General features: G+C 42.7%; 20 protein-coding genes. 9 read left to right on the top strand and 11 right to left on the bottom strand.

All coding sequences use genetic code 11. The features are described from left to right. Window positions 1-250: 250 nt before the first annotated feature. On the bottom strand, window positions 251-430 hold the full coding sequence (locus tag IM515_RS09520; protein WP_104396165.1) for a hypothetical protein: 180 nt from the start codon (window positions 428-430) through the stop codon (window positions 251-253). 157 nt (window positions 431-587) lie between these two features. Between IM515_RS09520 and IM515_RS09515 the strand changes: the two genes are divergently transcribed. After that, window positions 588-2,033 carry a pentapeptide repeat-containing protein gene (locus tag IM515_RS09515; RefSeq protein WP_287627316.1) on the top strand — a complete coding sequence of 482 codons (1,446 nt, stop codon included), beginning with the start codon at window positions 588-590 and terminating at the stop codon, window positions 2,031-2,033. A 480-nt stretch (window positions 2,034-2,513) separates the two neighbouring features. Here the strand turns inward: IM515_RS09515 and IM515_RS09510 are convergent, their stop codons facing one another. Beyond that, window positions 2,514-2,849: a XisI protein gene (locus tag IM515_RS09510; RefSeq protein ID WP_002748301.1), complete on the bottom strand. Its 336-nt coding sequence runs from the start codon at window positions 2,847-2,849 to the stop codon at window positions 2,514-2,516. Continuing rightward, on the bottom strand, window positions 2,837-3,253 hold the full coding sequence (locus IM515_RS09505; protein ID WP_287627318.1) for a XisH family protein: 417 nt from the start codon (window positions 3,251-3,253) through the stop codon (window positions 2,837-2,839). The genes IM515_RS09510 and IM515_RS09505 overlap by 13 nt, the downstream gene beginning before the upstream one ends. 329 nt (window positions 3,254-3,582) lie before the next feature. On the opposite strand from IM515_RS09505, the gene IM515_RS09500 reads away from it, so the two are divergent. Both IM515_RS09500 and IM515_RS09495 read left to right on the top strand, forming a co-directional pair. Beyond that, entirely contained in the window at window positions 3,583-4,308 is a 726-nt protein-coding gene (locus IM515_RS09500) for a 2-phosphosulfolactate phosphatase family protein (RefSeq protein WP_110578040.1), read from the top strand. Between the two features lie 359 nt (window positions 4,309-4,667). Next, window positions 4,668-5,915: a bifunctional folylpolyglutamate synthase/dihydrofolate synthase gene (locus IM515_RS09495; RefSeq protein ID WP_287627321.1), complete on the top strand. Its 1,248-nt coding sequence runs from the start codon at window positions 4,668-4,670 to the stop codon at window positions 5,913-5,915. Here the strand turns inward: IM515_RS09495 and IM515_RS09490 are convergent. From IM515_RS09490 to IM515_RS09465, 6 genes are all read right to left on the bottom strand, one after another. Next, on the bottom strand, window positions 5,889-7,478 hold the full coding sequence (locus tag IM515_RS09490) for a DUF3352 domain-containing protein (RefSeq protein WP_287627323.1): 1,590 nt from the start codon (window positions 7,476-7,478) through the stop codon (window positions 5,889-5,891). The genes IM515_RS09495 and IM515_RS09490 overlap by 27 nt on opposite strands. Before the next feature lie 754 nt (window positions 7,479-8,232). Further along, window positions 8,233-9,918 (bottom strand): alkaline phosphatase PhoX, encoded by a 1,686-nt coding sequence (locus IM515_RS09485; RefSeq protein ID WP_287627325.1) that lies wholly within the window; start codon window positions 9,916-9,918, stop codon window positions 8,233-8,235. Between the two features lie 235 nt (window positions 9,919-10,153). Beyond that, window positions 10,154-11,362, bottom strand: a complete 1,209-nt coding sequence (locus IM515_RS09480; RefSeq protein WP_287627326.1) for a quinone-dependent dihydroorotate dehydrogenase — start codon at window positions 11,360-11,362, stop codon at window positions 10,154-10,156. Window positions 11,363-11,569: 207 nt separating this feature from the next. Then, a complete protein-coding gene (locus IM515_RS09475) occupies window positions 11,570-12,445 on the bottom strand; it encodes a J domain-containing protein (RefSeq protein ID WP_287627327.1) in 876 nt (291 codons plus the stop codon). Between the two features lie 187 nt (window positions 12,446-12,632). Next, window positions 12,633-14,795, bottom strand: a complete 2,163-nt coding sequence (gene dnaK, locus IM515_RS09470; protein ID WP_287627329.1) for a molecular chaperone DnaK — start codon at window positions 14,793-14,795, stop codon at window positions 12,633-12,635. A 317-nt stretch (window positions 14,796-15,112) separates the two neighbouring features. Further along, the gene (locus tag IM515_RS09465) at window positions 15,113-16,024 is read right to left on the bottom strand and encodes an RluA family pseudouridine synthase (RefSeq protein ID WP_287627347.1); all 912 of its coding nucleotides are present in this window, start codon (window positions 16,022-16,024) and stop codon (window positions 15,113-15,115) included. Between the two features lie 475 nt (window positions 16,025-16,499). Here IM515_RS09465 and IM515_RS09460 point away from each other — a divergent pair, with 475 nt between their 5' ends. From IM515_RS09460 to nblR, 3 genes are all read left to right on the top strand, one after another. After that, window positions 16,500-16,658 (top strand): hypothetical protein, encoded by a 159-nt coding sequence (locus tag IM515_RS09460; protein ID WP_287632898.1) that lies wholly within the window; start codon window positions 16,500-16,502, stop codon window positions 16,656-16,658. 253 nt (window positions 16,659-16,911) lie between these two features. Beyond that, window positions 16,912-17,409 carry a hypothetical protein gene (locus IM515_RS09455; protein ID WP_287627331.1) on the top strand — a complete coding sequence of 166 codons (498 nt, stop codon included), beginning with the start codon at window positions 16,912-16,914 and terminating at the stop codon, window positions 17,407-17,409. A gap of 54 nt (window positions 17,410-17,463) precedes the next feature. Beyond that, complete coding sequence (gene nblR, locus IM515_RS09450) at window positions 17,464-18,153, top strand: response regulator transcription factor NblR (RefSeq protein WP_287627332.1); 690 nt, start codon at window positions 17,464-17,466, stop codon at window positions 18,151-18,153. A gap of 150 nt (window positions 18,154-18,303) precedes the next feature. Here nblR and IM515_RS09445 read toward each other — a convergent pair whose 3' ends face one another. Next, window positions 18,304-19,101, bottom strand: a complete 798-nt coding sequence (locus IM515_RS09445) for a glutathione S-transferase (RefSeq protein ID WP_287627334.1) — start codon at window positions 19,099-19,101, stop codon at window positions 18,304-18,306. A gap of 337 nt (window positions 19,102-19,438) precedes the next feature. On the opposite strand from IM515_RS09445, the gene IM515_RS09440 reads away from it, so the two are divergent. The 3 genes from IM515_RS09440 to IM515_RS09430 all read left to right on the top strand — a co-directional run bounded on the left by IM515_RS09440 (window position 19,439) and on the right by IM515_RS09430 (window position 22,207). After that, window positions 19,439-20,647: a hypothetical protein gene (locus tag IM515_RS09440; protein WP_287627335.1), complete on the top strand. Its 1,209-nt coding sequence runs from the start codon at window positions 19,439-19,441 to the stop codon at window positions 20,645-20,647. Window positions 20,648-20,680: 33 nt separating this feature from the next. Then, a complete protein-coding gene (locus IM515_RS09435) occupies window positions 20,681-21,673 on the top strand; it encodes a pentapeptide repeat-containing protein (protein WP_002766339.1) in 993 nt (330 codons plus the stop codon). Window positions 21,674-21,739: 66 nt separating this feature from the next. Beyond that, window positions 21,740-22,207, top strand: coding sequence for a retroviral-like aspartic protease family protein (locus IM515_RS09430; protein ID WP_287627336.1), 468 nt, complete (start codon window positions 21,740-21,742; stop codon window positions 22,205-22,207). Here the strand turns inward: IM515_RS09430 and IM515_RS09425 are convergent. Continuing rightward, window positions 22,202-23,863: a M14 family metallopeptidase gene (locus IM515_RS09425; protein WP_287627337.1), complete on the bottom strand. Its 1,662-nt coding sequence runs from the start codon at window positions 23,861-23,863 to the stop codon at window positions 22,202-22,204. The two genes, IM515_RS09430 and IM515_RS09425, sit on opposite strands and share 6 nt — an antisense overlap. Window positions 23,864-23,884 lie beyond the last annotated feature (21 nt).

Below are 23,884 nucleotides of genomic sequence, written 5' to 3'. Positions count from 1 at the left end.
GCGCTATGCTTTTCTTATAATGGGAATCCGTGCAAAATTTTTTTAGACCCGCAGATTTCCATTATGAATAAAATCTTTTAAAAATATTATCCCAAAATCTGCCGAGAAAAGCAAGCAAAATTTTGCCGATAATTGTTAAGTTTTGTTAACAAAGAAATACAGAGATCAGCAAGGTCAAAAAATCGAAGTCTCTTGCTGATCCTGTTTGTCGCTTAACCTATGATTAGGTTAGGCGAATTTTGCGCTTTGACTAATTGTTAGTGCTAACTTCCGTGGTTTCAACAATTGCCGTCGGTTGGCAGGGAGTGGGTTGAAATTTCTCTGGAAAAGAGAAGCCTAAAAATGATGCGATCGCAAATATGGTGCTGATAATTTTGGCAAGACTGACAAGGTCTTCTCTGTACTTTAACCAATATTTATACATAATCATCAATCCTTTTACCTAGGAGGTGAACTATCTTTAGATTAAAAAAAATCTGATTATTTGTCGTTACTCAAAAGTCCTAAAAATGGTACTTTTTTTAGGTACTCTCAAGTAACCTGACAAGGTACTGAAAAGTAATCTTAAGTCCTGTTACCCTTAAAAAATGATGATAAATGAACTAAAAATGACTGAAATTAAACCCCTTTCATGGACTGAATTAGAAATGCTGGTTAATGATCTGAAAAAAAAGCATACAAACAAGGGATTAACGGACGTGGAGACAAAAATATTAAAAGGTATTTTTGATGATAAAAAATATGCTGATCTAGCGGAAGAAATTAGGCAAGAAGAACAGTCAATCAAGAATGCGGCTTATGATTTATTTAAAATCTTGTCAGAGCAAACAGGTGAAAAGATTGGAAAGAGTAATCTGATTACTGCTTTGGCAAGGTGGTATAGAGATAATTCTCAGACATTTGATCATAACAATAAACCGCAAACTCAGCAATCAAATAAAGTTCTTGAATTAGTTATTGAGGTAGGGATAGACGACCTGACACCAGAGAAAATTGATAAGATTAACAACCTTATTCAAAAAATCGCCAAAGACAACACGATCAAGCCTATTATGAAACTTAAAGGCAGTATTCGGCTATTTTTAGAAGGTTCAGAAGATGGACTACAGAGCCTAGCAGATTTACATCAATCGGGGGAATTGCAAGCCCGTCTCAATGAACTTAAATCAGACGATATACCCGAAATTATCGTCACAAAAGCAGAGTTCACTACAGATGCAAAAGTTATTGAAAAAGCCGAATTAATTAAGGCAATTCGAGAGGGAACAATCGATAAGACAACTCTACGATTTGTTGATTTAAGTGGGGCTATCCTGAGTGGGGCTGACCTGAGTGGGGCTGACCTGAGTGAGGCTGACCTGAGTGGGGCTAACCTGAGTGGGGCTATCCTGAGAAAGGCTATCCTGAGAAAGGCTATCCTGAGAAGGGCTATCCTGAGTGAGGCTGACCTGAGTGGGGCTGACCTGAGAATGGCTGACCTGAGAGGGGCTGACCTGAGAGGGGCTGACCTGAGTTGGGCTGACCTGACAATGGCTTACCTCAGTGAAGCTGACCTCAGTGAGGCTATCCTGAGTGAGGCTGACCTGAGTTGGGCTGTCCTAAGTGAGGCTGACCTGAGAAGGGCTATCCTGAGTGAGGCTGACCTGAGTGGGGCTGACCTGACAATGGCTTACCTGAGAGGGGCTGACCTGAGAGGGGCTAACCTGAGTGAGGCTGACCTGATTGGGGCTAACCTGAGTGAGGCTTACCTGAGTGGGGCTGTCCTAAGTGAGGCTGACCTGGGTGGGGCTAACCTGAGAAGGGCTAACCTGAGTGAGGCTGTCCTAAGTGAGGCTGACCTGAGTTGGGCTAACCTGAGAAGGGCTATCCTGATTGAGGCTGACCTGAGTGAGGCTAACCTGAGTGGGGCTGACGTTAAAAACGCTATCTTTATCGATGCAACGGGGATCACCCCCGAACAAAAACAGGATTTAATTCGACGAGGGGCAATTTTTGGGGATAATTCTAACGATCGCAGTAAAGTATTAGTTTAAAACAGCCTTTGATCTCCACCTTCAGCAGAGATTTAGGTGGGGTTGGCTGAATAAATGTGAAATATAGACGAGGTAAGGGGTTTGGCGGCCTGTTTGGCCAAGCAGCTGCAAGATTTTCAAGCTGGTGGCTCAAAAACCTTGTATCTTAACCGGCGATCGCTCCTACTTTTTCAGCCAACCCATAATTAATGGGAAAGGACTTGACTTTGCCGGCGACTTGCGCTATGCTTTTCTTATAATGGGAATCCGTGCAAAATTTTTTTAGACTCGCAGATTTCCATTATGAATAAAATCTTTTAAAAATATTATCCCAAAATCTCCCGACAAAAGCAAGCAAAATTTTGGCGATAATTGTTAAGTTTTGTTAACAAAGAAATACAGAGATCAGCAAGGTCAAAAAATCGAAATCTCTTGCTGATCCTGTTTGTCGCCTAAGCTATGATTAGGTTAGGCGAGTTTGGCGCTTTTCTCTAATTAAGATTAACCCACCGCAAACCCTGTATATTCTCTGACTAGGGGTTCATGAAAGGCTAAAACAATATCTTCTTTAGGAACACCTAAATTAACTAATTCATTGGCAATTCCCACCTCAGTGCCATCATGTTGTATCCAGATTTTACCCTTTTTAATATCGAGATGCAAAACACAACCATGATATCTTCGTCTATTTTTCCAGCCAACATACATCAATTGATAGTGATCGCCAACAGTATCAAAAATCAATTGTTGTTCAATCGGATCTTTAGATGAACCTATCTGAGAATATTCAGTAATGACTTGCTTGACATAGTGACGATATTGTTCTAATTTTTCCATGCGACAATTACCTCCCCAATCGGATCATAAATAATCAGGTAAATTTGAAATCGTTTAACGACAGTTTGAATAAATCGCAATTCAAAAAAACTATAATAAATATCTAAGGGAACAGCTAAATATAACTGTCTTTTAGGTTCTTTTTCTTCTAAAGCAACACGATAATTAAAGAATTGTCCAATGGCAGTATGAAACTCTGAAATAGTGGATTTACCGATAAAACTTTTAATTTCAACGGCTATCGTTTTATTGTCTTTTTCTGCGGCTATCAGTTGCTCTGCTCCTAAATCGACATACATTTCTACATCACCCACTTCAATCCTTAAAGGGTCATCCGTAATGATCCAACCCTCTTTTTCTAATCCTTTTCTCACTGCACCATGAAAACGATCTTTAGCAGACATGAATCTTGAAGTTAGCAGGCATAATAATTATTAATTATAACATTTCGTCATGACGATCGATCCGGGGTGAGAACATCTCAAACCCTATTGACAATTGGCCAATTTTGTGATCCGCATGGGTATTTCAAGTGATAAGCTAAGACGTATTTAAACCGCTTATTCTTAGATTAGCCCCCCCTTGCCTGATCTCAACAAGCAATTTGAATTACGAACAGCTTAACTAGCCGACATCTGTGATAAAATCGGCCTTGTCTTTCTTCTGCCAGCGCGAAGCCGAGCGGCGGTATGTTGAGCTTATTTCCCCTTTTACTTTTTACTTGGTATAAATCGTGCAGGTTTTCATTTATCATACTCCCGAACTTACCCCCGTCCATACTCTACCCGATTGCGCCGTCGTTATCGATGTTTTAAGAGCGACAACCACGATCGCCACTGCCCTCAATGCCGGTGCAGAAGCAGTGCAAACCTTCAGCGATCTGAAAACCCTGATGCAGGTGAGTGATACCTGGCAACCGGCAAAACGTCTCCGGGCAGGAGAAAGAGGCGGCGCAAAAGTGGAAGGCTGCGATCTGGGCAATTCTCCCCTCGATTGTACCCCTGATTTAATGAAAGGTCGTCGTCTGTTTATCAGCACCACTAACGGCACCCGCGCTCTGCAAAGGGTGGAAGAATCCCCGATCGTGATCACTGCGGCTATGATCAATCGGCAAGCTGCGGTTAATTACTTATTGGATAGGCAGCCCGACACCGTCTGGATTGTTGGCTCTGGTTGGGAAGGGGGTTATTCTCTGGAAGATACGGCCTGTGCTGGAGCGATCGCCAATGCGCTACAAGAACAATCGGGGCAAATGGCGATCGGTAATGATGAGGTGATCGCCTCGATCGCTCTTTATCGTCAATGGCAAAATGATCTTTTAGGAATGTTCCACAGTTGTAGTCATGGTCAGCGCCTCTTGCGTCTCCACTGTCAAGAAGATTTAAAATACTGCGCTAATATTGACTCTCTTGATGTTTTACCGATCCAAAAAGAACCGAGCATTTTAGTCAAACTTTAGACATTTCCCCCCAGAGAAAGGGTCATCCGTGCGGGTAGGATTGATGCTCCTGAGTAACGCACAGAAAACGGGTTTCTCGGAGAAACCCGTTTTCTACTCATGCAAAAGGCAAAACGGAGAATAAATAATCAGTTTTTAATAACTGGATTTAGTATTATTTATAGTTTGCTGATCATAGAGTTCTTGCATAATTAATTGTTGATAGTTCAAAAATGAGAAAAATAGGCATAAAATTGCATAAAATCTCTAAATAGAGCATTTAATAATGTTCATTCTTAATTCTCCTGACTCCTGACTCCTGACTACTGACTACTGACTCCTCACCTAAGGTCAGATTTTTGATTTTTGCAAGAGGTCTCATGACTATCGATTCTTTACTGCAATCTTTTCAGCGTTTTGGGGTTAATCTCGGTTTAGAAAGAATAAAAAATCTGCTGGAGATTTTAGGCAATCCCCAAGATCAAATTCCGATTATTCATGTCACGGGAACTAATGGCAAAGGTTCGGTTTGTGCCTATCTATCCTCCATTCTCAGCACTGCTGGTTACAAAGTCGGACGTTATATTTCTCCCCATTTAATTGATTGGACAGAAAGAATCTCTATTAATGGCGAAAATATTGAAACTGCGACTTTAGAAAACCTGCTTAAAGATATAGAATCGCTTATCGATCCCCAGCAGGAAAGTCCTACTCAATTTGAGGTAATTACTGCCGCTGCTTGGCTGTATTTTGCCCGGGAAAAGGTGGATATTGCCGTGATGGAAGTGGGTTTAGGAGGAAGATTAGATGCGACTAATGTTTGCGCTCAACCTTTAGTTACTGTCATCACTTCTATTAGTCGGGAACATTGGCAAAATTTAGGGCCGACGGTTGCCGATATTGCCGGCGAAAAAGCGGGGATATTAAAAGCGAATTGTCCCGCAGTTATCGGACAATTACCGGAATCAGCGCAGGGGGTAGTTAGGGAGAGAATCAAGCTGTTAAATTGTCCGACGGTATGGGTAGAAGCTGCCGAAAAAATTGCCGATAATCGGGCCAAATATCAAGGGTTAGAATATCCTTTATCCTTAGCGGGAGATTTTCAATTAACTAATTCGGCTATAGCGATCGCTGTTGTTAATATTTTACGTCGGCAAGGTTGGCAAATTAGCGATGAAGTCGTGCAAGAAGGAATGGCAAAAACTCGCTGGTTAGGACGTTTACAAACCGTTAATTGGTGTCAGCGAGAAATTTTAATAGATGGCGCTCATAATCCTGCTGCTGCTATTGGTTTAAGGCAGTATGTAGATAGTTTAAAGGCTCCAAAAATTATCTGGGTGATGGGAATTTTATCGACTAAAGATCATCGGGAAATATTCCAAGCTTTATTAAGAAAAGGCGATAGTTTATATTTAGTTCCCGTCCCCGATCATAGCAGTGCCAATCCTGAAACCTTAGCGGAATTAGCGGCTTCAATTTGTCCAGAATTATCTCACCTAGAGACTTGTTCCGATGTATTTTTAGGACTAAAAAAAGCCATCCAAGAATCGGCCGATAGTCAGATAATTCTCTGTGGATCGCTTTATTTAGTCGGTTACTTTTTAGGGAGTTTGCTTCAGGGAAAATAAAACATCAATTTTACTGGTGGTTTTATCAGGCATAGTGGCAGTAATTCCGATCCCGCGTACCGATTCTAAAAAGGCCTTTGCTTCCGGGGTTAATTCCGTGGCAGGAAGATTATTAATTCCCCCTGCTTTAGCGATAATTTGCTCCACATCGATGAAGAAATAACCGAGATTATTTTTAGGCAAATTTGCGATCGATGCTTGGAAAATCTCACTTTTGCTAATCGGTTGATTCGATTGGGGTTGATAGGGAATTCCGACGGTCATTTTTAGGGTATCATTATTAGGCCAAGTATAGGTTAAAATCGCTTGTTCTTCCGCTTTCCATTCAGTCACATCTTGACCAGAAATTTGACTGTTTTTTATGGTGATAAAGGGAAAAGTTTTTACCAATTTATTTAACCTATCGAGGGTAGTTTTTGCCGCTTTCTGATCGCCGGTTTGCCAGATCATCATTCCCCCAAAACCTAACCCTCCCACCCCTTGCTGGTTGGGGATAATTCCGAAAGCAAATTCTCGATCCATCCAGTTAAAAACTTCTTTATCCGCATCAAGGGTTGCCATCTGAAAATTCTCACGGATCTGACGCAGAAAAGCTTGTAATTCTGGGTTAGTTTGGGACTGTTTTTCTGCTTCTTCCCATCCCTGTTTAAGATTATTCCCACTCCAGAGTGCGATGGTATCTCCGGGTAAATAATTTAAAACTTGATTTCTGCTGGGGGAAGGTAGGTTAGAAATAGTTTCAGGAGCAAGTTTAGCCACCATTTGTAACTGTAATCCCGTATCGGTGACACCCACTCCTGCGACAATATCCTGAATTTTTGCTAATTCTTGCCGACTTTGGGGAGATAAATTAGCATCTGCTCCCAATATTTTGGCATAATCATCGATATAAATTGTTGCTAGGGTATTGGGTAGATTGAGGGATTGGGAAAGCAGTTTTATCACTTCCAGTTTACTGCTAAAAGATGGCTGTCCTTGGTAGGTATTGATCGCCGCTTCTAACACCTTTTTATCGTAGGATATCAACAAAAAATCGCCAGTAACGGCAGTATAAATGGTGGTGTTATCCTGCCAATCTATAGCAGTAATTGTAATACCTTTGTAGTCACTGGTGCTAGTTTTGCGATTAACTTTTTGTCCTAGTTTTTTCTGGAATTCTGACGCTTTAATTTTATCTTTGATCCCGATAACCGTTAATAATTCCGATTGTCCGGGGGTAGTTGCGGGAAGGAAAGCAAAGCTAATACTACCGATCCAAGGTTCGATATCCCGTTGATAATCAATCTTATCGGTGAAGATATTTTTTTGTAATTCTTCTAGTCCTTGACTAACCGCAGTTCGCGATTCTGGTGTACCATATTTAGCTAACACTGACCAAGCTTTTGCATCCGTGGAGACAAAACTACTAGCGAAAGCAGTTTCTGGGATAACTTTTGCCGATTGCAAGGGGGTGAATCTTTGCCAAGGTAGTTGTCCTCGTAGATAAAGATAGACACCTCCTGCGGTTACTGCTGTTAGTCCTAAGACGACTAAACAACCGGGTAAAAATGATTTTTTTGACATAGAATTGTGGTTTGGTTAAAAAGTTCAATACTTGGCGATCGATTTGTCTCTGGTTGTAGTTTCTAAAGAATTGGTTAATCTTTAGTAAGCTTTAACTATTATTATAGCTTCTGGAGGTACTAAGCTGTTGACTATCTAAATTACTCGTTAAGACTGCACGGGAGCGGGGGGAAGTAGTTGGAGCTTTTGTACTAAAATATCTAATACGCAGTTTAAATGCAGTACAGCTTAGAATGATCAAATATTGTTGATATGAATACCATAAAAGGCTGATTTTATCATTAAAATGGACATGATTATGGAAAATTTTCTGATTACTAAGTATGCAGAAATACAGACAAGAAAAATCCCTATTATTAGAAAATAGTTTAGATTAAAAAGTATTGTTTCTGAATTCTTGTATTTATTTTAAATATATTTATTTTAAAAAATATTACAACTACTGCTGTTAACTCTGATGCTTAAAAAGCTATCAGAATCATAATAATTTCGTTGAAAAGTACAGCTTTTTGAAAAAATAAGGTTATTATGAACCTATATTATACTAAATCTGGTTATTAAAGACTGATTATTCATTCCCCTTTTTGCATGAGTGCATGAGTAGAAAACGGGTTTCTCCGAGAAACCCGTTTTCTGTGCGTTATTCAACGGATTTAGTATTAGACCTTTTTGACCCAATATCCAAGAGAACCAAAAATGACAAAAAATAGGGGCTGAATTTTTTCACCCCCCTACAATACAAGAAATTATCGTTTTAGCGTTGTTTACGTTTTAATGCCAAGGCAGATAAACCAAAGAAACCTAAACCAAAAAGGAGAGTCGGTTCCGGGGTTTGGACAGTTAATAAACCTAATTGACCACCTTCGACAAGATTATTGGGACCGCCGATGCTGCCATTTCGCACACTGTGGGCCTGCACGTCGAGAATTAGAATTTTTTCTCCCGGTCGAGCGCCCGGAAAGAATTCAGTAATATCTAAAATCCCCGAAGTTTCCCAGTTACCTAAATCATTGGGGCTGCTGTCGGTTTGACCACCTGGTAAACTAGCACTACGATCGATCTGACCTACTCGTGTCGCTCGTCCAGTGGTGGCATCAAGTCGCCAAATCGAGGCTTCTTCTTCAGAGGTTTGACCGAAATCAGAGAAAGAACGGTCCTCTTGGATATAGATAGTACCGTCATCAGACCAATCGAGGTTATCGGGACTTCTCACCCCAAAATCTGGACCGCTAAATTGACCGCCACCCGCATCATTACCATCGTAGAGAATGCGAGCGCTGACGCTAGAAGCAGCGGTGTCGAGATTGCCGTTTTGATCGAAAACCAGATTATTATCGAAGATATAAACGGTTCCCCAGCTATCGGCCCCATTGAATAAAGAACTGCGTCCGGTGGAAGCAAGAACAATTTGGGAACCATCACTGGGATTAGTCGAGACATCTTCCGGACGGGAGAAGGAAAAAGCTCCTAAAGCGTCCGCTTGGGCCCGAAGATTGCTATCGGTGGCAAAACCATTAAGAAAACCAACCCCACTTCCCTCGTTCACCACTTCTACCCAACGTCCGGCGCTGGTGTTACCAGTACCAGCAAAGTCCCGGGGATCCACACCTTCATCACCTACCCAAACATACAGTTTGCCCTGTTTGAGACCATTGCGATCGAGAAAACTACCATCTCCGACTCCGTTTTTCTCCCCAATGTAGAGATAGAGAGGCGCGGACTCGGTATCATCACCCCCGATCATCGCAATGCGATCACTTCTACCTGTATCAATTTCTGTCCAATTTTCCCAACCACCGCGACCCATTTCTGGGGCAGCCCAAAGACCGAAATTGGTAGGATCGAGAACCCATTGAGTCCCATTGCTGGTTTCTTCTCCAGCAAAGTAGATATTATCTTCAAAACCGATCCCTTGACCGAAGGAATAACGACCGAAAGCGGCACCAGAACAAAAACGATCTAAACCTCCAATGGTGGGAGCGAGTTCAAATTGACTGGTACTGGTGATTAGATTGTAAGAGCGATCGTAGATTTTATCGAAGGCTAATCCAGAACCGATAATTTGACGACTACTGGTGTCGATGTCAAAGTAACTGATTCTTGCTCCTCTCACGGAAAGCTGGTTAGCAGTACCCGGATTCAGGGTATAAGAGGCTCCTTGGTTATTTCTAACTTCGTGGTTGACCAAGGCACGAATCGTCCCATTTCCTAGATTGATAACGCCAATTCCATCAAGAATACCGATGGGAGTGTAATTGTTGATGGTTTCACCCACTGTAAATAGGGGCGTATATTCATAACCATTCAATCCTGTCACCTGCGGTCCGCCTGTATTAGTATGAGCTTGCGCTAAAACCGTCGGTACGTTTATTAGGGAAATTCCCACTGTTAGCAGTGTTGCCGCTAGAACATTTTTGGGGTTGGAATGTGAAGCAATCATTAATTTTTTAGTCCTCTAATCTCAAGGAAACAAAACGTTCTCTCTTGAGATTAAAAGGCTTTTATTAAGGGATTGATAACCTGAGAATAAAAACTCTTTAAGAACTGATGCTTTGTCATAATTATTAATGTTTGTGTAAACAATTGTAAAAAAGCTGGATGCTCACGACCTAGATTCTTTCTATTAACAATTGTTATTTAATCATCGAGCCTAATAAACAATTTCTTTCTTTTGCTTATTCTGACTCTTTAATACTGTCCCGTGACTCTTTCCCTAAGGGAATATTTTTGATTTTTGGCAGAAGTTCATTATTAATTCCCACCCCCTGATTAATATTAGTCAACCGATTGGCCTCTAATTTTTCTGTTAATCCTTGTAAAATATTTGATACTAGCCAGGGTCCTCGGTATAACCAACCGGTATAAATCTGTAATAAACTCGCACCGGCCGTAATTTTTTCCCAAGCATCATCGAGGGAAAAAATGCCTCCCACTCCAATTATCGGTAAATTGCCTTGGGTTTGCTGATAGATAAAACGGATCACTTCCGTGGAACGTTCCCGCAAAGGTTGCCCACTAATTCCCCCTGCTTCTTCAGTGATTGGTTTACCGGTTTCAGGCAGAATTGTGGTTTTTAATCCCGTGCGTTTAGTGGTGGTATTAGTAGCGACAATTCCAGCTAACTGATAGGAGAAAGCTAACTCAATAATTGTTCTTATATCTTCCCATTCTAAATCAGGAGAAATTTTCACTAATAGGGGTTTTCTGCCTTGATTTTCTGTTTGTAAAATGTCGAGAATTTTATCGAGTTGTTCCCCACTTTGCAGGGAACGCAAACCGGGAGTATTGGGAGAACTAACATTAACGACAAAATAATCAGCATGGGGGAATAAATAGCGAAAACTGCCTAAATAGTCCTCTGGAGCCTTTTCTAGGGGCGTATTTTTCGATTTACAGAGGTTAATACCGATGGGAATCTGTCGGGGTTGTCGTTGCCAAGATTGCTGGAGAGTTGCCGCTAGAACTGGCGCTCCGAGGTTATTTGCCCCCATACGGTTTAATCCAGCCAAATCTTTCGGTAAACGAAATAATCTCGGTTTTGGGTTGCCCGGTTGCCCTTCTAGGGTGACAGCACCCACCTCGGCAAAACCAAAGCCGAAATTATGCCAAAGTCCAGCCCCTAAACCGTCTTTATCGAATCCTGCCGCTAATCCGACGGGATTGGGGAAATTTAACCCCCAGAGGCTTTGAGATAGGCGAGAATCGCTAAAACTAAGGGATTCTGATAATTGTGAGATTAGCCATTGTCCCCAAAATTCCCCTCGCGAGCGATCGATTTTTTGCAGAGTATTTAATAATTGTTTTTGGGTTCCCTCTAAATTGCCCCGAATAGCCTTGAAAGCTAGAGGATAAAAAGGTTTAATTGTATCAATTATATTTATCATAAAAAGACAGGAATTAAGGGTATTTTTCAGTTATCAGTTATCAGTTATCAGTGGGGAGACCACTTCGTGTGCGACGTTCGGCGAAGCTCAGTCGAGCCGTTGCGGGGGAGCAGGGAGAAAAAGCTGTCTTCTGAATACTAACCACTGAATACTGATAACCGACTTCTGATCAATAAAAAATAGACCGTAACCCACCTAGCATAATCTTTATAAACCTTGACGAGGATTAAAAGTTTCGATCGCCCGTATTTTTTGATAAAGTTCCAATTCTTCTGGGCTAGGATTGGGAGGATTAACTAAGATAATTTCCACTAATTGATCGCCCCTTTCTCCTTGGGAAGTGGGATAACCTTTACTAGCTAAACGTAATCTTTGACCGCTTTTAACTCCCTTAGGAATCATCATTTTAACTAACCCGTCAATTGTGGGAATTTCCACAAAACCGCCCACAATTGCCTCGCTAGGAGTAATCGGTACTTGACAGACAATATCGGAACCTTGAATCCTAAAAAAATGATGCCTAGCGATAGTTATTTTTAAATATAAATCACCCCCTTCAATACCCTGACCTTTGAGACGAATTTTCTGCCCATCGATCATGGCTGCCGGCATATCTACCTCTATTGATCTACCATCTTCCAGACGAATTCTTTGTCTGCCACCTTGATAGGCTTTCTCTAAAGGTAAAGTTAATTTTGCCTCCACATCTCGACGAGTTAAACGGGGAGAGGAGGCAATTTTAGCGCGCTTAGTATTAAGGTTATTAAAATCTCTAAACTTCCATAAATCCTGTTCTGTACGGGGGATTTTTCCATTACCGTTACTATTGGCTTTTTCCCCCGGACGTATCCCGCGGCGCTTAATCCCCGTCAAGGAACGATTATACTCAACCCGTTTTTCTTCATCGGAGAGAACATCATAAGCTTCATTAATATCTTTAAACTTTTCTTCGGCCGATTTATCCCCCGGATTAACATCGGGATGATATTGGCGCGCCAGTCGTCGAAAAGCTTTTTTTATCTCGTCACTGGTAGCCGTGCGAGATACTCCTAAAACATCATAATAATTAACTAATTGTGGCATATATTCAGTTATCAGTTATCGGTTATCAGTTATCAGTTATCAGTTATCAGTTATCGGTTATCAGTTATCGGTTATCAGATTTGAGTTCTAAGTGAGCAGTATGTATTAAGCGAGCAGTATTAAATAGTAGTTTCCCACTGTCTTTTTACTGTTTACTGTTTACTGATCACTGTTTACTGATCACTGATTAAAACCAATCATCATCCTCATCATCCCAGTTATTTTGGGGGGGAATATTGCGGGAACGATTGCCGCTGCTGCGGTTACTTTTACTATTGTTATAACTTTTTCCCTCCGAAAGGGGGGGACTTTGCCAATCGCTATCGCGGCCATTGTCGTAATTGTCCTGATTGCGGGGGCGATAACTATCTTGATTAGCCGAATAATTGGGTCGATAATCACTTTGATAACCCGGTGTACTAGGACGATAATCCTGACGATAACGATCGCGACGCGGTTCGGAGGGAAGATCATCTTCCTTATCCCCGGTAAAAGTCTTGCGAATAGCGCTAAAAAAGCCCTCGTCTTCCTCGTCGTATTGTAGCCGTACCTCGCGATTTAATTCATAGATAACATCCTGTAGGTCTGCCTGGGCGCGATCGATGCGACGGTCATCATTTTTCTCCAAAGCGTCGATAATTTCCGTACTCAAAGACTCAATTTGACGACGATAGGAACGGGTAAACTCATTACCAAAATCGAGAGTAACATCTTTTAAGCGTCGTTGAGCTTGATCCACCAGAGAGCGAGCGCGATTGCGTTTATCGACCTTTTCGCGACGGGTACGATCTGCTTCGGCAAATCGGGCAGCATCGCCGATCATACGGTTAATTTCCCCTTCGCTGAGGGTAGAAGCGCCTTGAATGGTGACACTTTGCTCCCGTCCGGTCATTTTATCCCTAGCGGTGACTTGTAGAATACCGTTAGCATCGATATCGAGGGACACCTGCACTTGGGGAATACCCCGGGGTGCGGGGGGGATACCGGTTAATTTAAAACGTCCCAGGGATTTATTATCGCTGGCCATTTCCCTTTCCCCCTGCAAAACGTGGATTTCCACCACAGTTTGATTATTTTCGGAAGTGGAAAAAAGGTCAGATCTGCGGACGGGAATAGTGGTATTGCGGGGGATTAACTTTTTCATCACACCGCCGATGGTTTCTAAACCCAAGGATAAAGGGGTCACATCGAGGAGCAGCACGTCTTTGACCTCGCCGCCCAAAATTCCCGCTTGAATAGCCGCCCCGACCGCTACAACCTCATCAGGGTTAACATTTTGATTGGGTTCCCTATCGATAAAACTCCGCACTAAATCCTTCACCACCGGCATCCGCGTGCCGCCGCCCACCAGTACCACTTCGTCTAATTGGACGGGGGACAAACCGGCATCAGAAAGGGCCCGTTTGAGAGGACGACGGAGACGACTGATTAAATCGCCGCATAATTCCTCAAATTGGGACCGACTCAGGCGAGTTTCGATGTGTTTGGGTCCGTCTTCCGTGGCGATGATAAAGGGTAGATTAATATCGGTGACGCTGACCCCAGATAGTTCAATTTTGGCTTTTTCTGCCGCTTCTGTGAGTCTTTGTAAGGCTTGCCGGTCTTGGCGCAGCTCCACGCCTTCCTGTTCCAAAAATTGATTGGCTAACCAATCGACGATTCTTTTATCGAAATCATTACCGCCTAATTGGGTGTCGCCACTGGTGGCCTTCACCTCAAAAACGCCGTCACCCACTTCCAGGATAGAAACATCAAAAGTACCGCCTCCCAGGTCAAAAACGAGGATTTTCTTGCTTTCCTGTTCATCGAGACCGTAGGCTAGGGCAGCGGCGGTGGGTTCGTTGAGAATCCGCAGCACTTCTAACCCCGCAATTCGGCCCGCATCCCGGGTGGCTTGACGTTGGGAGTCATTAAAATAGGCGGGGACGGTGATGACGGCCCCGGTCACTTCTTCCCCTAGATAACGACTGGCTTCTTCGGCTAATCGGCGTAAAACTAGGGCGGAAATTTCTTCGGGGGCGAATTCTTTTTGCAGACGGGGGCATTTAATTTTGATACTGCCCATCTCATCCCGGCGGATGGTGTAGGGGACGCGCTTCGATTCGGGGTTTAATTCCGAGTAGCGACGACCTATGTAGCGTTTGACTCCATAGTAGGTGTTTTGGGGATTGAGTACCCCTTGTCGCCGGGCCATTTGACCGACCACTAACTCCCCATCTTTATTAAAACCGACCACAGAAGGGGTGGTTCTCATGCCCTCCGAGTTGGCGATGACCACTGGCTTTCCGCCTTCCATCACGGCGACGACGGAGTTAGTTGTCCCTAGATCAATGCCTACTACTCTACCCATGCTTGTTTTTGTCTCCCCCTAGATTTCGATAACTTCGGGACTTTTACCTTCGATCGATAGTTTAAATCGCTTAATGCTTGTTGACAATATTGTATCGAATTGTCTTAGGTTCTCGCTCTCGCTTCGGGGCAATTGAGGGTGTGATTACCGAAGTGGTCTTTTAGTGACTCTGGCGATCGAGCTTGGGGGGTTTTAAATAGGGTCTGCTGAAAAAGTTTTTCCTGGGGGCAGGGTGTGGGGTGTGGGGTGTGGGGTGTGGGGTGTAGGGTGTGGGGTGTGGGGTGTGGGGTGTGGGGTGTAGGGTGTGGGGAGTTTTCTCAGTGAACTGATAACTGATAACTGATAACTGATTCCGGCGGCGCTGGACAACAAATAGAGATTCTTTCCCCTGTACTGGGATGATTAAAAACGATTTGATTGGCATGGAGATAATAACCACAATCTCCCGGTACTGCATCCGGTCGCGGTAATCCCCCCAGACCATACAATGGATCACCGATTAAAGGATAGCCAAAAAAGGCCAGATGAATGCGAATTTGATGGGGTCTGCCCGTAAAAATTCTTACTTCTAATAGGGTACTATCGGGATGTTTTTTTAAGACTCGACCATCACTGCGGGCCGATAACCCATCTGTGAGCGCACCGTAAACATGGCCTAAAATGGGATGGGCAATTTTCCCGATCGCTTGATTAATAGTAAAATTATCTGGTATGTCGCCCTGACCAACTAAAGCTCGATATATTTTAGTAATTTTCCCCTCCCGCATCTGTTGACTCAATTTAGCTCTAGCGGGCTTTGATTTCGCCATTAAGACTATGCCGGAAGTGCCGCGACCAAGACGATGAATTGGATAGGGAGTGACCTCGGCATAATGCTGATGTACCAGATGGATGAGAGTATGTTCGAGAAATCCACCCCCCGCTAACACGGGTAATCCCGAAGGTTTCGCCACCACTAACACCTCGGCATCCTCGTAGAGTACCTCAAAAAAGAGCGGTACATCCGGTTCTGTCCACGGCGGGCGCTGATAGGTCAATTGCTGCCCGATTTCCAAGACTGTATCGGGGCAAGCGGGACGACCGTTGACTAGAATTGCTGCCGATAAAATGCGATCGAGCCATTCTTCTGGGCTAGAATGGCAATATTTGCCCGTATAGTAAGCTAATAAGCTTAATCCTGCCTGATTTTTGCTAATTTTATCTCGATAAATCCAGCCTTGATTGGGCATTGGGGAAGTGGGGAAGTGGGGACGTGGGGGAATTTCCACTAACACCCTAACACCCCAACACCCCAACACCCCAACACCCTATCACCCTATCACCCTATCTCCTGAATACTGACTTCTCACCCAATCTTCGACAAAGATAAGCAAAAATTATTTATTGACTCCAAAAGCTTGAGAATATTTAAATTAACATTCCGCAATATTTACAAATTCTTAAGAATTAATTGAGAAAGATTTTTATTTAACAACGATGTTATGATGGTTACAGCGATTTTACTGAATTTCATAATGGGTTATTCTTTGCTTTTTTGGACAGCAATGGTTGAAACCCTTGCCACACCTACAAGGTAATCCCAATTAAGACAGGTAAATCAGTCAATTTCACCCACAACGATGATCTTTTTTTTGTGTAGTTTTATTGCAAAGAAAAAGTTTTTTTGACAAAAAGCACAAAGTATGTAGGAGTAGTTATGGCAGAGTGGGAAGTGGGGAAGTGGGGAAGTGGGGAAGTGGGGAAGTGAGGAAGTGGGGTGTGGGGTGTGGGGAGTGGGGAGTGGGGAGTGGGGAGTGGGGTGTGGGGAGTGGGGTGTGGGGTGTGGGGAGTGGGGTGTGGGGTGTAGGGAAGTGGGAAGAATAAATAAAATAATCTACTGTCTCCTGTCTCGGAGTCTCCTGTCTCCTGTCTCCTGACTACTGATACCCGAATCTTGGTTGAAAGACCAAAACGCTTGCAGAGCTATCCACAAGTGGACAACTAGATAACAAGTGATATTCTAGTAGGTTCGGATAGGACATAATCGTGTAAGACGTGAGTAGGGGAAACCAGAAAGCGCAGTGATGAGCTTCGAGAATCCCTCCCATGAGCGCTTCGGGGAGTGTCAATTAATTGTATGTCTTTGGTAATTTGTCCGGGTTTTCATGATTCTAGATTGACCGAGGATTTTTTAGGACATCTGGGGAGCCAATCGGTCAAATTACGTTCCTATATTATTATTTCGCCTTTTTCTTGCTTAAATGAAGCTTTTTCACCGGGAGAAGCTCTAACCTTGATTGGGTTTAGTGCGGGGGTGGTAAATGCGATCGCTTTAGCTCATTATTGGCAAGCTCAAGGGGCGACAATTCGAGCTTTAATAGCTCTAGACGGGTGGGGAGTGCCATTAATCGGTAATTTTCCCATTTATCGCCTGAGTCACGATTATTTTACCCATTGGAGTTCCTGTTTACTGGGTAGTGGTCAAGAAAACTTTTATGCAGATCCACCTGTAGATCATCTTAGCCTCTGGTCGTCCCCCGATCGAGTGACCGGTTGGTCTATCAATGGTAATTTTGTCCAACGCACCACAGCATTAACTTTTTTATCTCAAATCGGTCGGGCGAGAATCAATTAACTATAATTAGCTAGTCCCCCCCTGTCTTTCCTATTTCTTTACCGCTGCTGATTTATGAGTACATCCGTTCCGAATTCTTCAATTCTCTTGGTGGGAATTGAGGAGAATATCGCTAAACTAGCTAGTGCGGACTTGAAAGAAGCAGGTTATCGTCCCCTGATCGTGCCTAGCATTGATATCGCTTTCCCAGAAGTGAAAAGTTGGCAGCCAGCGGTGATTATACTCGATCGCTTCCTCGCGGCGGAGGCCGGTGTGAATTTTTGTAGTCGTTTACGTTCCCAGGGAAGTCGCGTTTATATTATTTTGTTAGTATCTCAAGAAACCCTAGAAGAACGTCTCGCCTGTTTGGAAGCGGGAGCCGACGATTATTTTCTCAAACCCTATAATTCGCCATCTTTTCTCAAATTAATCCGTTTTTACCTGCAACCTCTGGAAATTATCCACGAACAATTGCGTTTCGGTGACTTAGTATTAGATTTAGCCAGTCGTCGTCTCTCCTATAAAAACAAAAATATTGAGTTGACGATGAAGGAATTTGAACTGCTGCGCTACCTCATGACTCACCCCAAAGAAGTATTATCGAGGGATAAAATTCTCGAAAATGTCTGGGGAGACGAATTTCAAGGAGAATCAAACGTTATTGAGGTATATATTCGCTATTTACGCCTGAAGATGGAGGCTGGTGGTCAAAAACGCCTCATTCATACCGTGCGCGGTGTCGGCTACGTTTTACGGGAATCTTAACAGTAATCAGTAATCAGTGATCAGTAATCAGGAGATTATTTTATTTATTCTCCCCAATTCCCCAATTCCCCAATTCCCCACTCCCTAATTCATATCACTGATTACTGTTTACTGATCACTGAAAAGCCCCACCACCCTAGTCAAGTGCCGCTATTCAATCTGGATGGAGTTGGGGGAATCGATAGGAGGGGTGGAACTTCCCGGGGTGATAGTTTGACGGTATTGACTATAAAGACGGTTGCGCCAAGCAAAAAAGCCCTCGTAGGCGCTATTATCGGCTAACCCCGGAATGCCCTTGCCTTGCAATTCCCTGGGTAAGTTGAGATAGGAACCCTGGGGAAACTGAAGCAGTACACTTAATCCCGCCACGGCTAAATCGGCTAAAGTGGGCTGCTCCCCGACTAAATAGGGACGATTGGTTAAAATGAGGTTCAAAGCCTCTAAATCCTGTTGTAGCCCCTTTTTCGCTGTATTGATAGCATCTTTTCCCAGACCTACACCCGCCCCCAAAATATCAATTAATTCCCCTGGCATAGAACCCAGCAACAAGCGCATAAAACCGGGAGTTTCCCGGGGTAAAAAAGCGGTACGAAAGTTTTGATTTTGGGCAAAAGCGCCGAGAAAAGCGGTTCTTCCTTTTAATCCCAGGGATTCATCGGCCCATTCTTCGATTAATAAACATTGACCCCGTTGTAGGGGATCTGTGGGGATAATTGGTTTTTCAGGATACTTGCGATCGAGATAAAAAGCAATCTCGGTCGAGTCGGCGATATAAGTATCACCATCCTTGAGGACCGGGACCTGGCGCTGTCCGGAAAGACGGAATAATTCCAATTGTCCTACCCCTGGCACCACGTCCCTTTTTTTATAGGCAAGACCTTTATAGTCGAGGATGAGACGGACTTTCTCACAATAGGCAGATAATTCAAATTGGTAGAGTTCTAGCATAGGATGATATGGCCTCTCGATAAATCAGTTTCTCCCTGATTACTCTAACCCTATCGGGCATCAATCGCCTAAACCTAAAGACTTTACTCCGATTTTACTCAAACATTTGTACTAAAAACGAGCAAGGCGAAAAAATAATCGTTTGCTAATTTTAGGGACCAGATCCAGCAAACCCAACTGAATAGCTCCACGCTTTTAGGCTAGAATATCTTCGAGTGCCAGAAGAGCCGGAATAACTTATATATTCTGGCAAGCTGACTTGCGAGAGGCCAATAGCATACCGCTATAGTAGAGGAGGCGTGCGAGAGCTGGCTCCTTTCTCGGATCAGAGGTTACTATGCAATTATCCATCGAAGTTTTTAATGACGTAGTTCGCTATCTCGACAGCCACGAAGAAAAATTACGGATCAAAAAATTAATCTTTTGTATCTGTAAAAAATCTTGGGAAAATGATCCTAATATTTTGAACAGTGTGGCTATGGAAGACTTGGTGAAGGAGTTAGTGGAACTTAAAACAAGTAAAGAACAATTAAGTTTTTCTGTTTATAAGTTAGTTAAAACCCTCAATCGTCCTAAAGTTTATCTGGGAGTAGCAACGGTTATTATCGAGCAAATCAGTCAATTATATAGTAATATTGCTGCCGCCTACGACAATCAATTATTACCAGTGGAACCGGAAGTTAACCCTAGCTTCACCAACGTTAATAATGATGTCAACAACGAGGAAGATAATTTATTAAGACAGGTGGTTAGTAGCCTAGAAAATCATCGAGAGACGGCGAGAATTCAAAAATTAATGTTTGCCGCTTGTAAAAATCGTTGGGAAAACGATCAAGCGGTGATTAATAATTATGGCTTAAAAAATATTGTTTTAGAACTTCAGCGAAACAAGTCCAATTTCCTAAGCTTGCGACAAACTCTCAAGCAAGTTGCCAAAAATATTAATAAAAAAGCTCTCTACCTAGCCCTAGCCGATATTATTCTTACCGAGCTAGAGCCTCTCTACGATACTCATAACGATGACGAAGAAGAGGATAATGAGTCAAAAAGTCAAATCTTGAACACTCAAATAGTTCATCTAAAGAATGATTCTGATTCTGCGGCTAAAACCACATCTTTCTCCCCCTCTAGAAGTGAACCTGTGGATTTTTCCTCTTCGAGCATCAATCTAAATGAACCGCAATTAGTCATGGAATTGCCCTTTGCCGAGCCGGCTTCCTCAAATAACAACCCCAATAATTCCCCACAAATTCCCGCCTACGACCCCTTTGAAATTCGTTTAGAAATTTTCCAGTATGCTAATCCTTTACGAGCCAAAATATTGATTTTCTCGCTCCTATTTCATCCTTGGGATCGGAGCGGTCAAGATTGGTCAACTCTGCGAAGTTATACCCTAGAAGATTTACTACAACAACTCATCGAAAGTGGGAAATCTCTCAAGGATATCGAAATTCAACTATACAATATTGCTCAAACCCAAATGGATACGGATGCTAACGTTCAAACCGCCAGTATTCTGGTGCAAACTTTACAAAAAATTCTTTAATTTTTTACCCAAATTTATCTGGATATTCTACCTATGAAACCCAACGAATTAATTGAACGTTATGCCGCAGGAGAAACTCAATTTAGTGGCTTAAAATTACCCGGAGTTAATTTAGTTGGTGCTGACTTAATTGGCATTGTTTTAAATGAAGCAGATCTGCACGGAGCCAATCTTCTCTTTACCTATCTTAACCGGGCTAATCTCGCTCAAGCTAATCTTGTGACAGCTAATTTAAGCGGTGCTAGTCTCAACCAAGCTGACTTAAATGGGGCAGATTTACGCAGTGCCAATTTACACGGAGCGCTGCTACAAGGTGCTAATCTTCGTGATACCGATATAACCCTAGCGACGTTACTTGATGCTAACTTAATCGGGGCGGATTTACGGGGGGCTGATTTAAGTGGTGCTAACCTCACTGGTGCTTGTTTGCGGGGAACAAATATGCGTCAGGAAAAGAAAAATCATAACACTAATTTACAAAGTGCTAATCTCTATCGCGCCGACCTGCAAGGGGCTAATATGAAAGGGGTTGATCTGGTGCGTGCAAATCTAGTAGGAGCCAATTTAAAGGAGGCTAATTTGTGCAATGTTGACCTCAGAAAAGCGGATTTAACTAATGCTAATCTCCAAGATGCTTTACTTACTGATGCTAATTTAATCGGGGCGCATTTAGTGGGGGCAAATCTAGCGGGAGCCAATTTAGTGCGTTCAAAAATGACCGATACGGAAGCAATGCAGGCAAATTTCCATAGTGCAATTATGACTCAAATAAAATTTGATCGAGCTAATCTTAGTCAAGCTAATTTTCAAGCAGCAAGAATGAATCATGCTGACTTAAGAAGGGCTAATCTTTCAGGAGTTAATTTCAGCGAAGCTGACTTAATCGATGCTTTCTTTGCTAGAGCAAATCTCACCGGTGCCGATTTAAGTAATGCTAATCTAACTCGTGCCGAGTTAATGAGTGCTAATCTGATGGGAGTTAACTTCCGCGGTGCAATTATGCCCGATGGCCGGATTAATAATTAAAATTAATAAAGATTGTTGTTAGCAGTTATTCTGGTATAATTTAGGGGTAGAATTGAGGGTAGTATTATGGTTGAGCCAGCAATTATTACAGAAGATATGGGCAAAATTTACACCAGCATTACAGTGATCAATCGCGCCGATCAAATTTTAGCGGCGGCGGCTGTAATTTCTCCGGAACAAATTCGCTCTCTTACCCTAGAAAATGTCTTGGTGGATACGGGAGCAACTACTGTTTGTCTGGTGCCGGAAGTAATCTCCCGCTTGGGTTTACAGCTTTTAAAAGAAGTAGATGTGGCTACGGCTAAAGGGATAGGAAAAGCGAGAATTTTTCGCGATGCTACCTTGATTATTGCGGGACGGGAAGGGACTTTTGAATGTTTGGAATTACCTGGAGGTCAAAACAACTTATTAGGAGTAATTCCTTTAGAAGCTTTGGGATTAGAACCAGATCTTCGCAGCCAAAAACTACGAGTTTTACCCACAGAATCTAACGAGACTTATTTAACAATTTTATCGAACAAAATAGCTCTATAAAATTACTTTTTGTCTGACTGTTCCGGCTCTTTCAGCTATAGCGATAACCTCGATTTCTTGACCAGAAACTCCCTTAATCACCCATTCCACCGTACAGCGATAATCTAAACCATGAGCGAGGCTACTATATACTTTATTTGATCGCCCTTCTAAGTGACCGATTTCCTGCTCTAATTTTCCCACTATTAAACTCACCTCATCGGCTAAATTTAACTTGACTTGAATGGGACGAACGATCTTTCTTTCCAGTGCCTTTTTACTGGTATAAGTGGGTAAAAATCCCTGATTTTCTAACTGTAAAACCAGATGATAAATACCATTTCCCTCCGACTTCAGATCAAGACGAGAGATAGCTAAAAGAGGTGACATTAAAGCATGGGCAATAGTAAACTGACATTGTTTCTCACATAAATCTGGTAAATACTTTTCTGGGGCATTTTGCCAGACATTTTTAAAGTCCCAACCGCCAATTTCCACATCTCCCAATTGGGGGTGATCAAAACTTTGCCAATTAATAAAACCCTTTCCCGCCAAATTCTCATCATTCCAACGCTGTAACTTCAATTCATCTTCCAAAGGATGCCAGCGAAACCATTGAATATAATCATCTTTTTTCACTCCCGCTTGGGTGGGTGCATCCCATAACTCCACCGTAAAACCATACCAACCAAAATGATCGTAACCGTAATCATCCATGGCACCGTTAGTCACTTCTTTGGGATGATAACGAAAATCGTGATAGACAGAAACGCATTCATAACCAGTCATTACTTTTCCCTTGTCAGCAATATATTTATACATTTCTAAGTCTTCCACGGGGAAATATTCATCGGGATGGGTGCTATAGGGACGCAACATGACTGCTGAATAGGTATGATAGGTAACGAAGCCATTAATATTGGTGTTATTTGCCCAAAATTCTGCTTCTGCACGGGTTTCTGGCTCGGAAAAGGGAAAATCTCCGGCCCCCTGTTGTTCCCCTTCAGGAACCCAATAAACGGGGTAATTGCGGTTAAAATCTAAACCTTCTAGGGTGGGGGCAGTGGTAAAATTATAGCCATCGTAATCGCGGATTAAACCTTCGGTGAGCAAAGTGTAAAAAGTTCCTTCAAATTCCTCCGGTTCGCGACGCGCCATAATGCGAGGATCTTGTTCAGAAATTTTCCAAGCGCCACAGGTATCTTTTTGGCGCATTTGTAAGATTAAACCATCGCCGTTAATATCTTCAGGATATAGCCCCGGTTTCTCATCCGTGTGGGGATAGGGGCGAATACTCGAGCGTAACAGATAGGGAGTAGTGAGATATTTTTCCGCTCCATCCACGGCCAATCGCGGCAAAATATAGACAGTGTAATGGTCAAGAAGTCTGGTAATTGGGGAATTATGACCGTATTGGCGCAAAAGATGGGAGATAGTGTAGAGAGCGACGGCAGAGCCTGTTACTTCCCCCGCATGGGTGTTAGCATCGATCCAATAGGCAGGTTTTTCTAAATAATGGCCTGTGGCTTGATTTGTGAGGGTAGTTAACCAGATATCTCGATTTTCGTAGCTTTTACCGATCGAGGTGAGGCTAATTAAATTAGGATAGGATGAGGCTAGGTTTTTCAGGAAAGAAACTAATTCGGCGTAGGGGTAATAGTGGCTAAAATCAAACATAATCTTCTGCAACTAAAAAAA

The organism is Microcystis sp. M44BS1 (genome assembly GCF_020244875.1).
Taxonomy (GTDB): Bacteria; Cyanobacteriota; Cyanobacteriia; order Cyanobacteriales; family Microcystaceae; genus Microcystis; species Microcystis panniformis.
Note: the sequence above shows the minus strand (reverse complement) of the source record. Positions and strands in the feature narration are given on the sequence as shown.

Excerpts from the sequence above, each read along its gene's own strand:
- IM515_RS09520 (WP_104396165.1), bottom strand. The coding sequence starts at position 430 with ATGATTATGTATAAATATTGGTTAAAGTACAGAGAAGACCTTGTCAGT.
- IM515_RS09515 (WP_287627316.1), top strand. The coding sequence starts at position 588 with ATGATGATAAATGAACTAAAAATGACTGAAATTAAACCCCTTTCATGG.
- IM515_RS09510 (WP_002748301.1), bottom strand. The coding sequence starts at position 2,849 with ATGGAAAAATTAGAACAATATCGTCACTATGTCAAGCAAGTCATTACT.
- IM515_RS09505 (WP_287627318.1), bottom strand. The coding sequence starts at position 3,253 with ATGTCTGCTAAAGATCGTTTTCATGGTGCAGTGAGAAAAGGATTAGAA.
- IM515_RS09495 (WP_287627321.1), top strand. The coding sequence starts at position 4,668 with ATGACTATCGATTCTTTACTGCAATCTTTTCAGCGTTTTGGGGTTAAT.
- IM515_RS09490 (WP_287627323.1), bottom strand. The coding sequence starts at position 7,478 with ATGTCAAAAAAATCATTTTTACCCGGTTGTTTAGTCGTCTTAGGACTA.
- IM515_RS09485 (WP_287627325.1), bottom strand. The coding sequence starts at position 9,918 with ATGATTGCTTCACATTCCAACCCCAAAAATGTTCTAGCGGCAACACTG.
- IM515_RS09480 (WP_287627326.1), bottom strand. The coding sequence starts at position 11,362 with ATGATAAATATAATTGATACAATTAAACCTTTTTATCCTCTAGCTTTC.
- IM515_RS09475 (WP_287627327.1), bottom strand. The coding sequence starts at position 12,445 with ATGCCACAATTAGTTAATTATTATGATGTTTTAGGAGTATCTCGCACG.
- dnaK (WP_287627329.1), bottom strand. The coding sequence starts at position 14,795 with ATGGGTAGAGTAGTAGGCATTGATCTAGGGACAACTAACTCCGTCGTC.
- IM515_RS09465 (WP_287627347.1), bottom strand. The coding sequence starts at position 16,024 with ATGCCCAATCAAGGCTGGATTTATCGAGATAAAATTAGCAAAAATCAG.
- IM515_RS09455 (WP_287627331.1), top strand. The coding sequence starts at position 16,912 with ATGTCTTTGGTAATTTGTCCGGGTTTTCATGATTCTAGATTGACCGAG.
- nblR (WP_287627332.1), top strand. The coding sequence starts at position 17,464 with ATGAGTACATCCGTTCCGAATTCTTCAATTCTCTTGGTGGGAATTGAG.
- IM515_RS09445 (WP_287627334.1), bottom strand. The coding sequence starts at position 19,101 with ATGCTAGAACTCTACCAATTTGAATTATCTGCCTATTGTGAGAAAGTC.
- IM515_RS09440 (WP_287627335.1), top strand. The coding sequence starts at position 19,439 with ATGCAATTATCCATCGAAGTTTTTAATGACGTAGTTCGCTATCTCGAC.
- IM515_RS09435 (WP_002766339.1), top strand. The coding sequence starts at position 20,681 with ATGAAACCCAACGAATTAATTGAACGTTATGCCGCAGGAGAAACTCAA.
- IM515_RS09430 (WP_287627336.1), top strand. The coding sequence starts at position 21,740 with ATGGTTGAGCCAGCAATTATTACAGAAGATATGGGCAAAATTTACACC.
- IM515_RS09425 (WP_287627337.1), bottom strand. The coding sequence starts at position 23,863 with ATGTTTGATTTTAGCCACTATTACCCCTACGCCGAATTAGTTTCTTTC.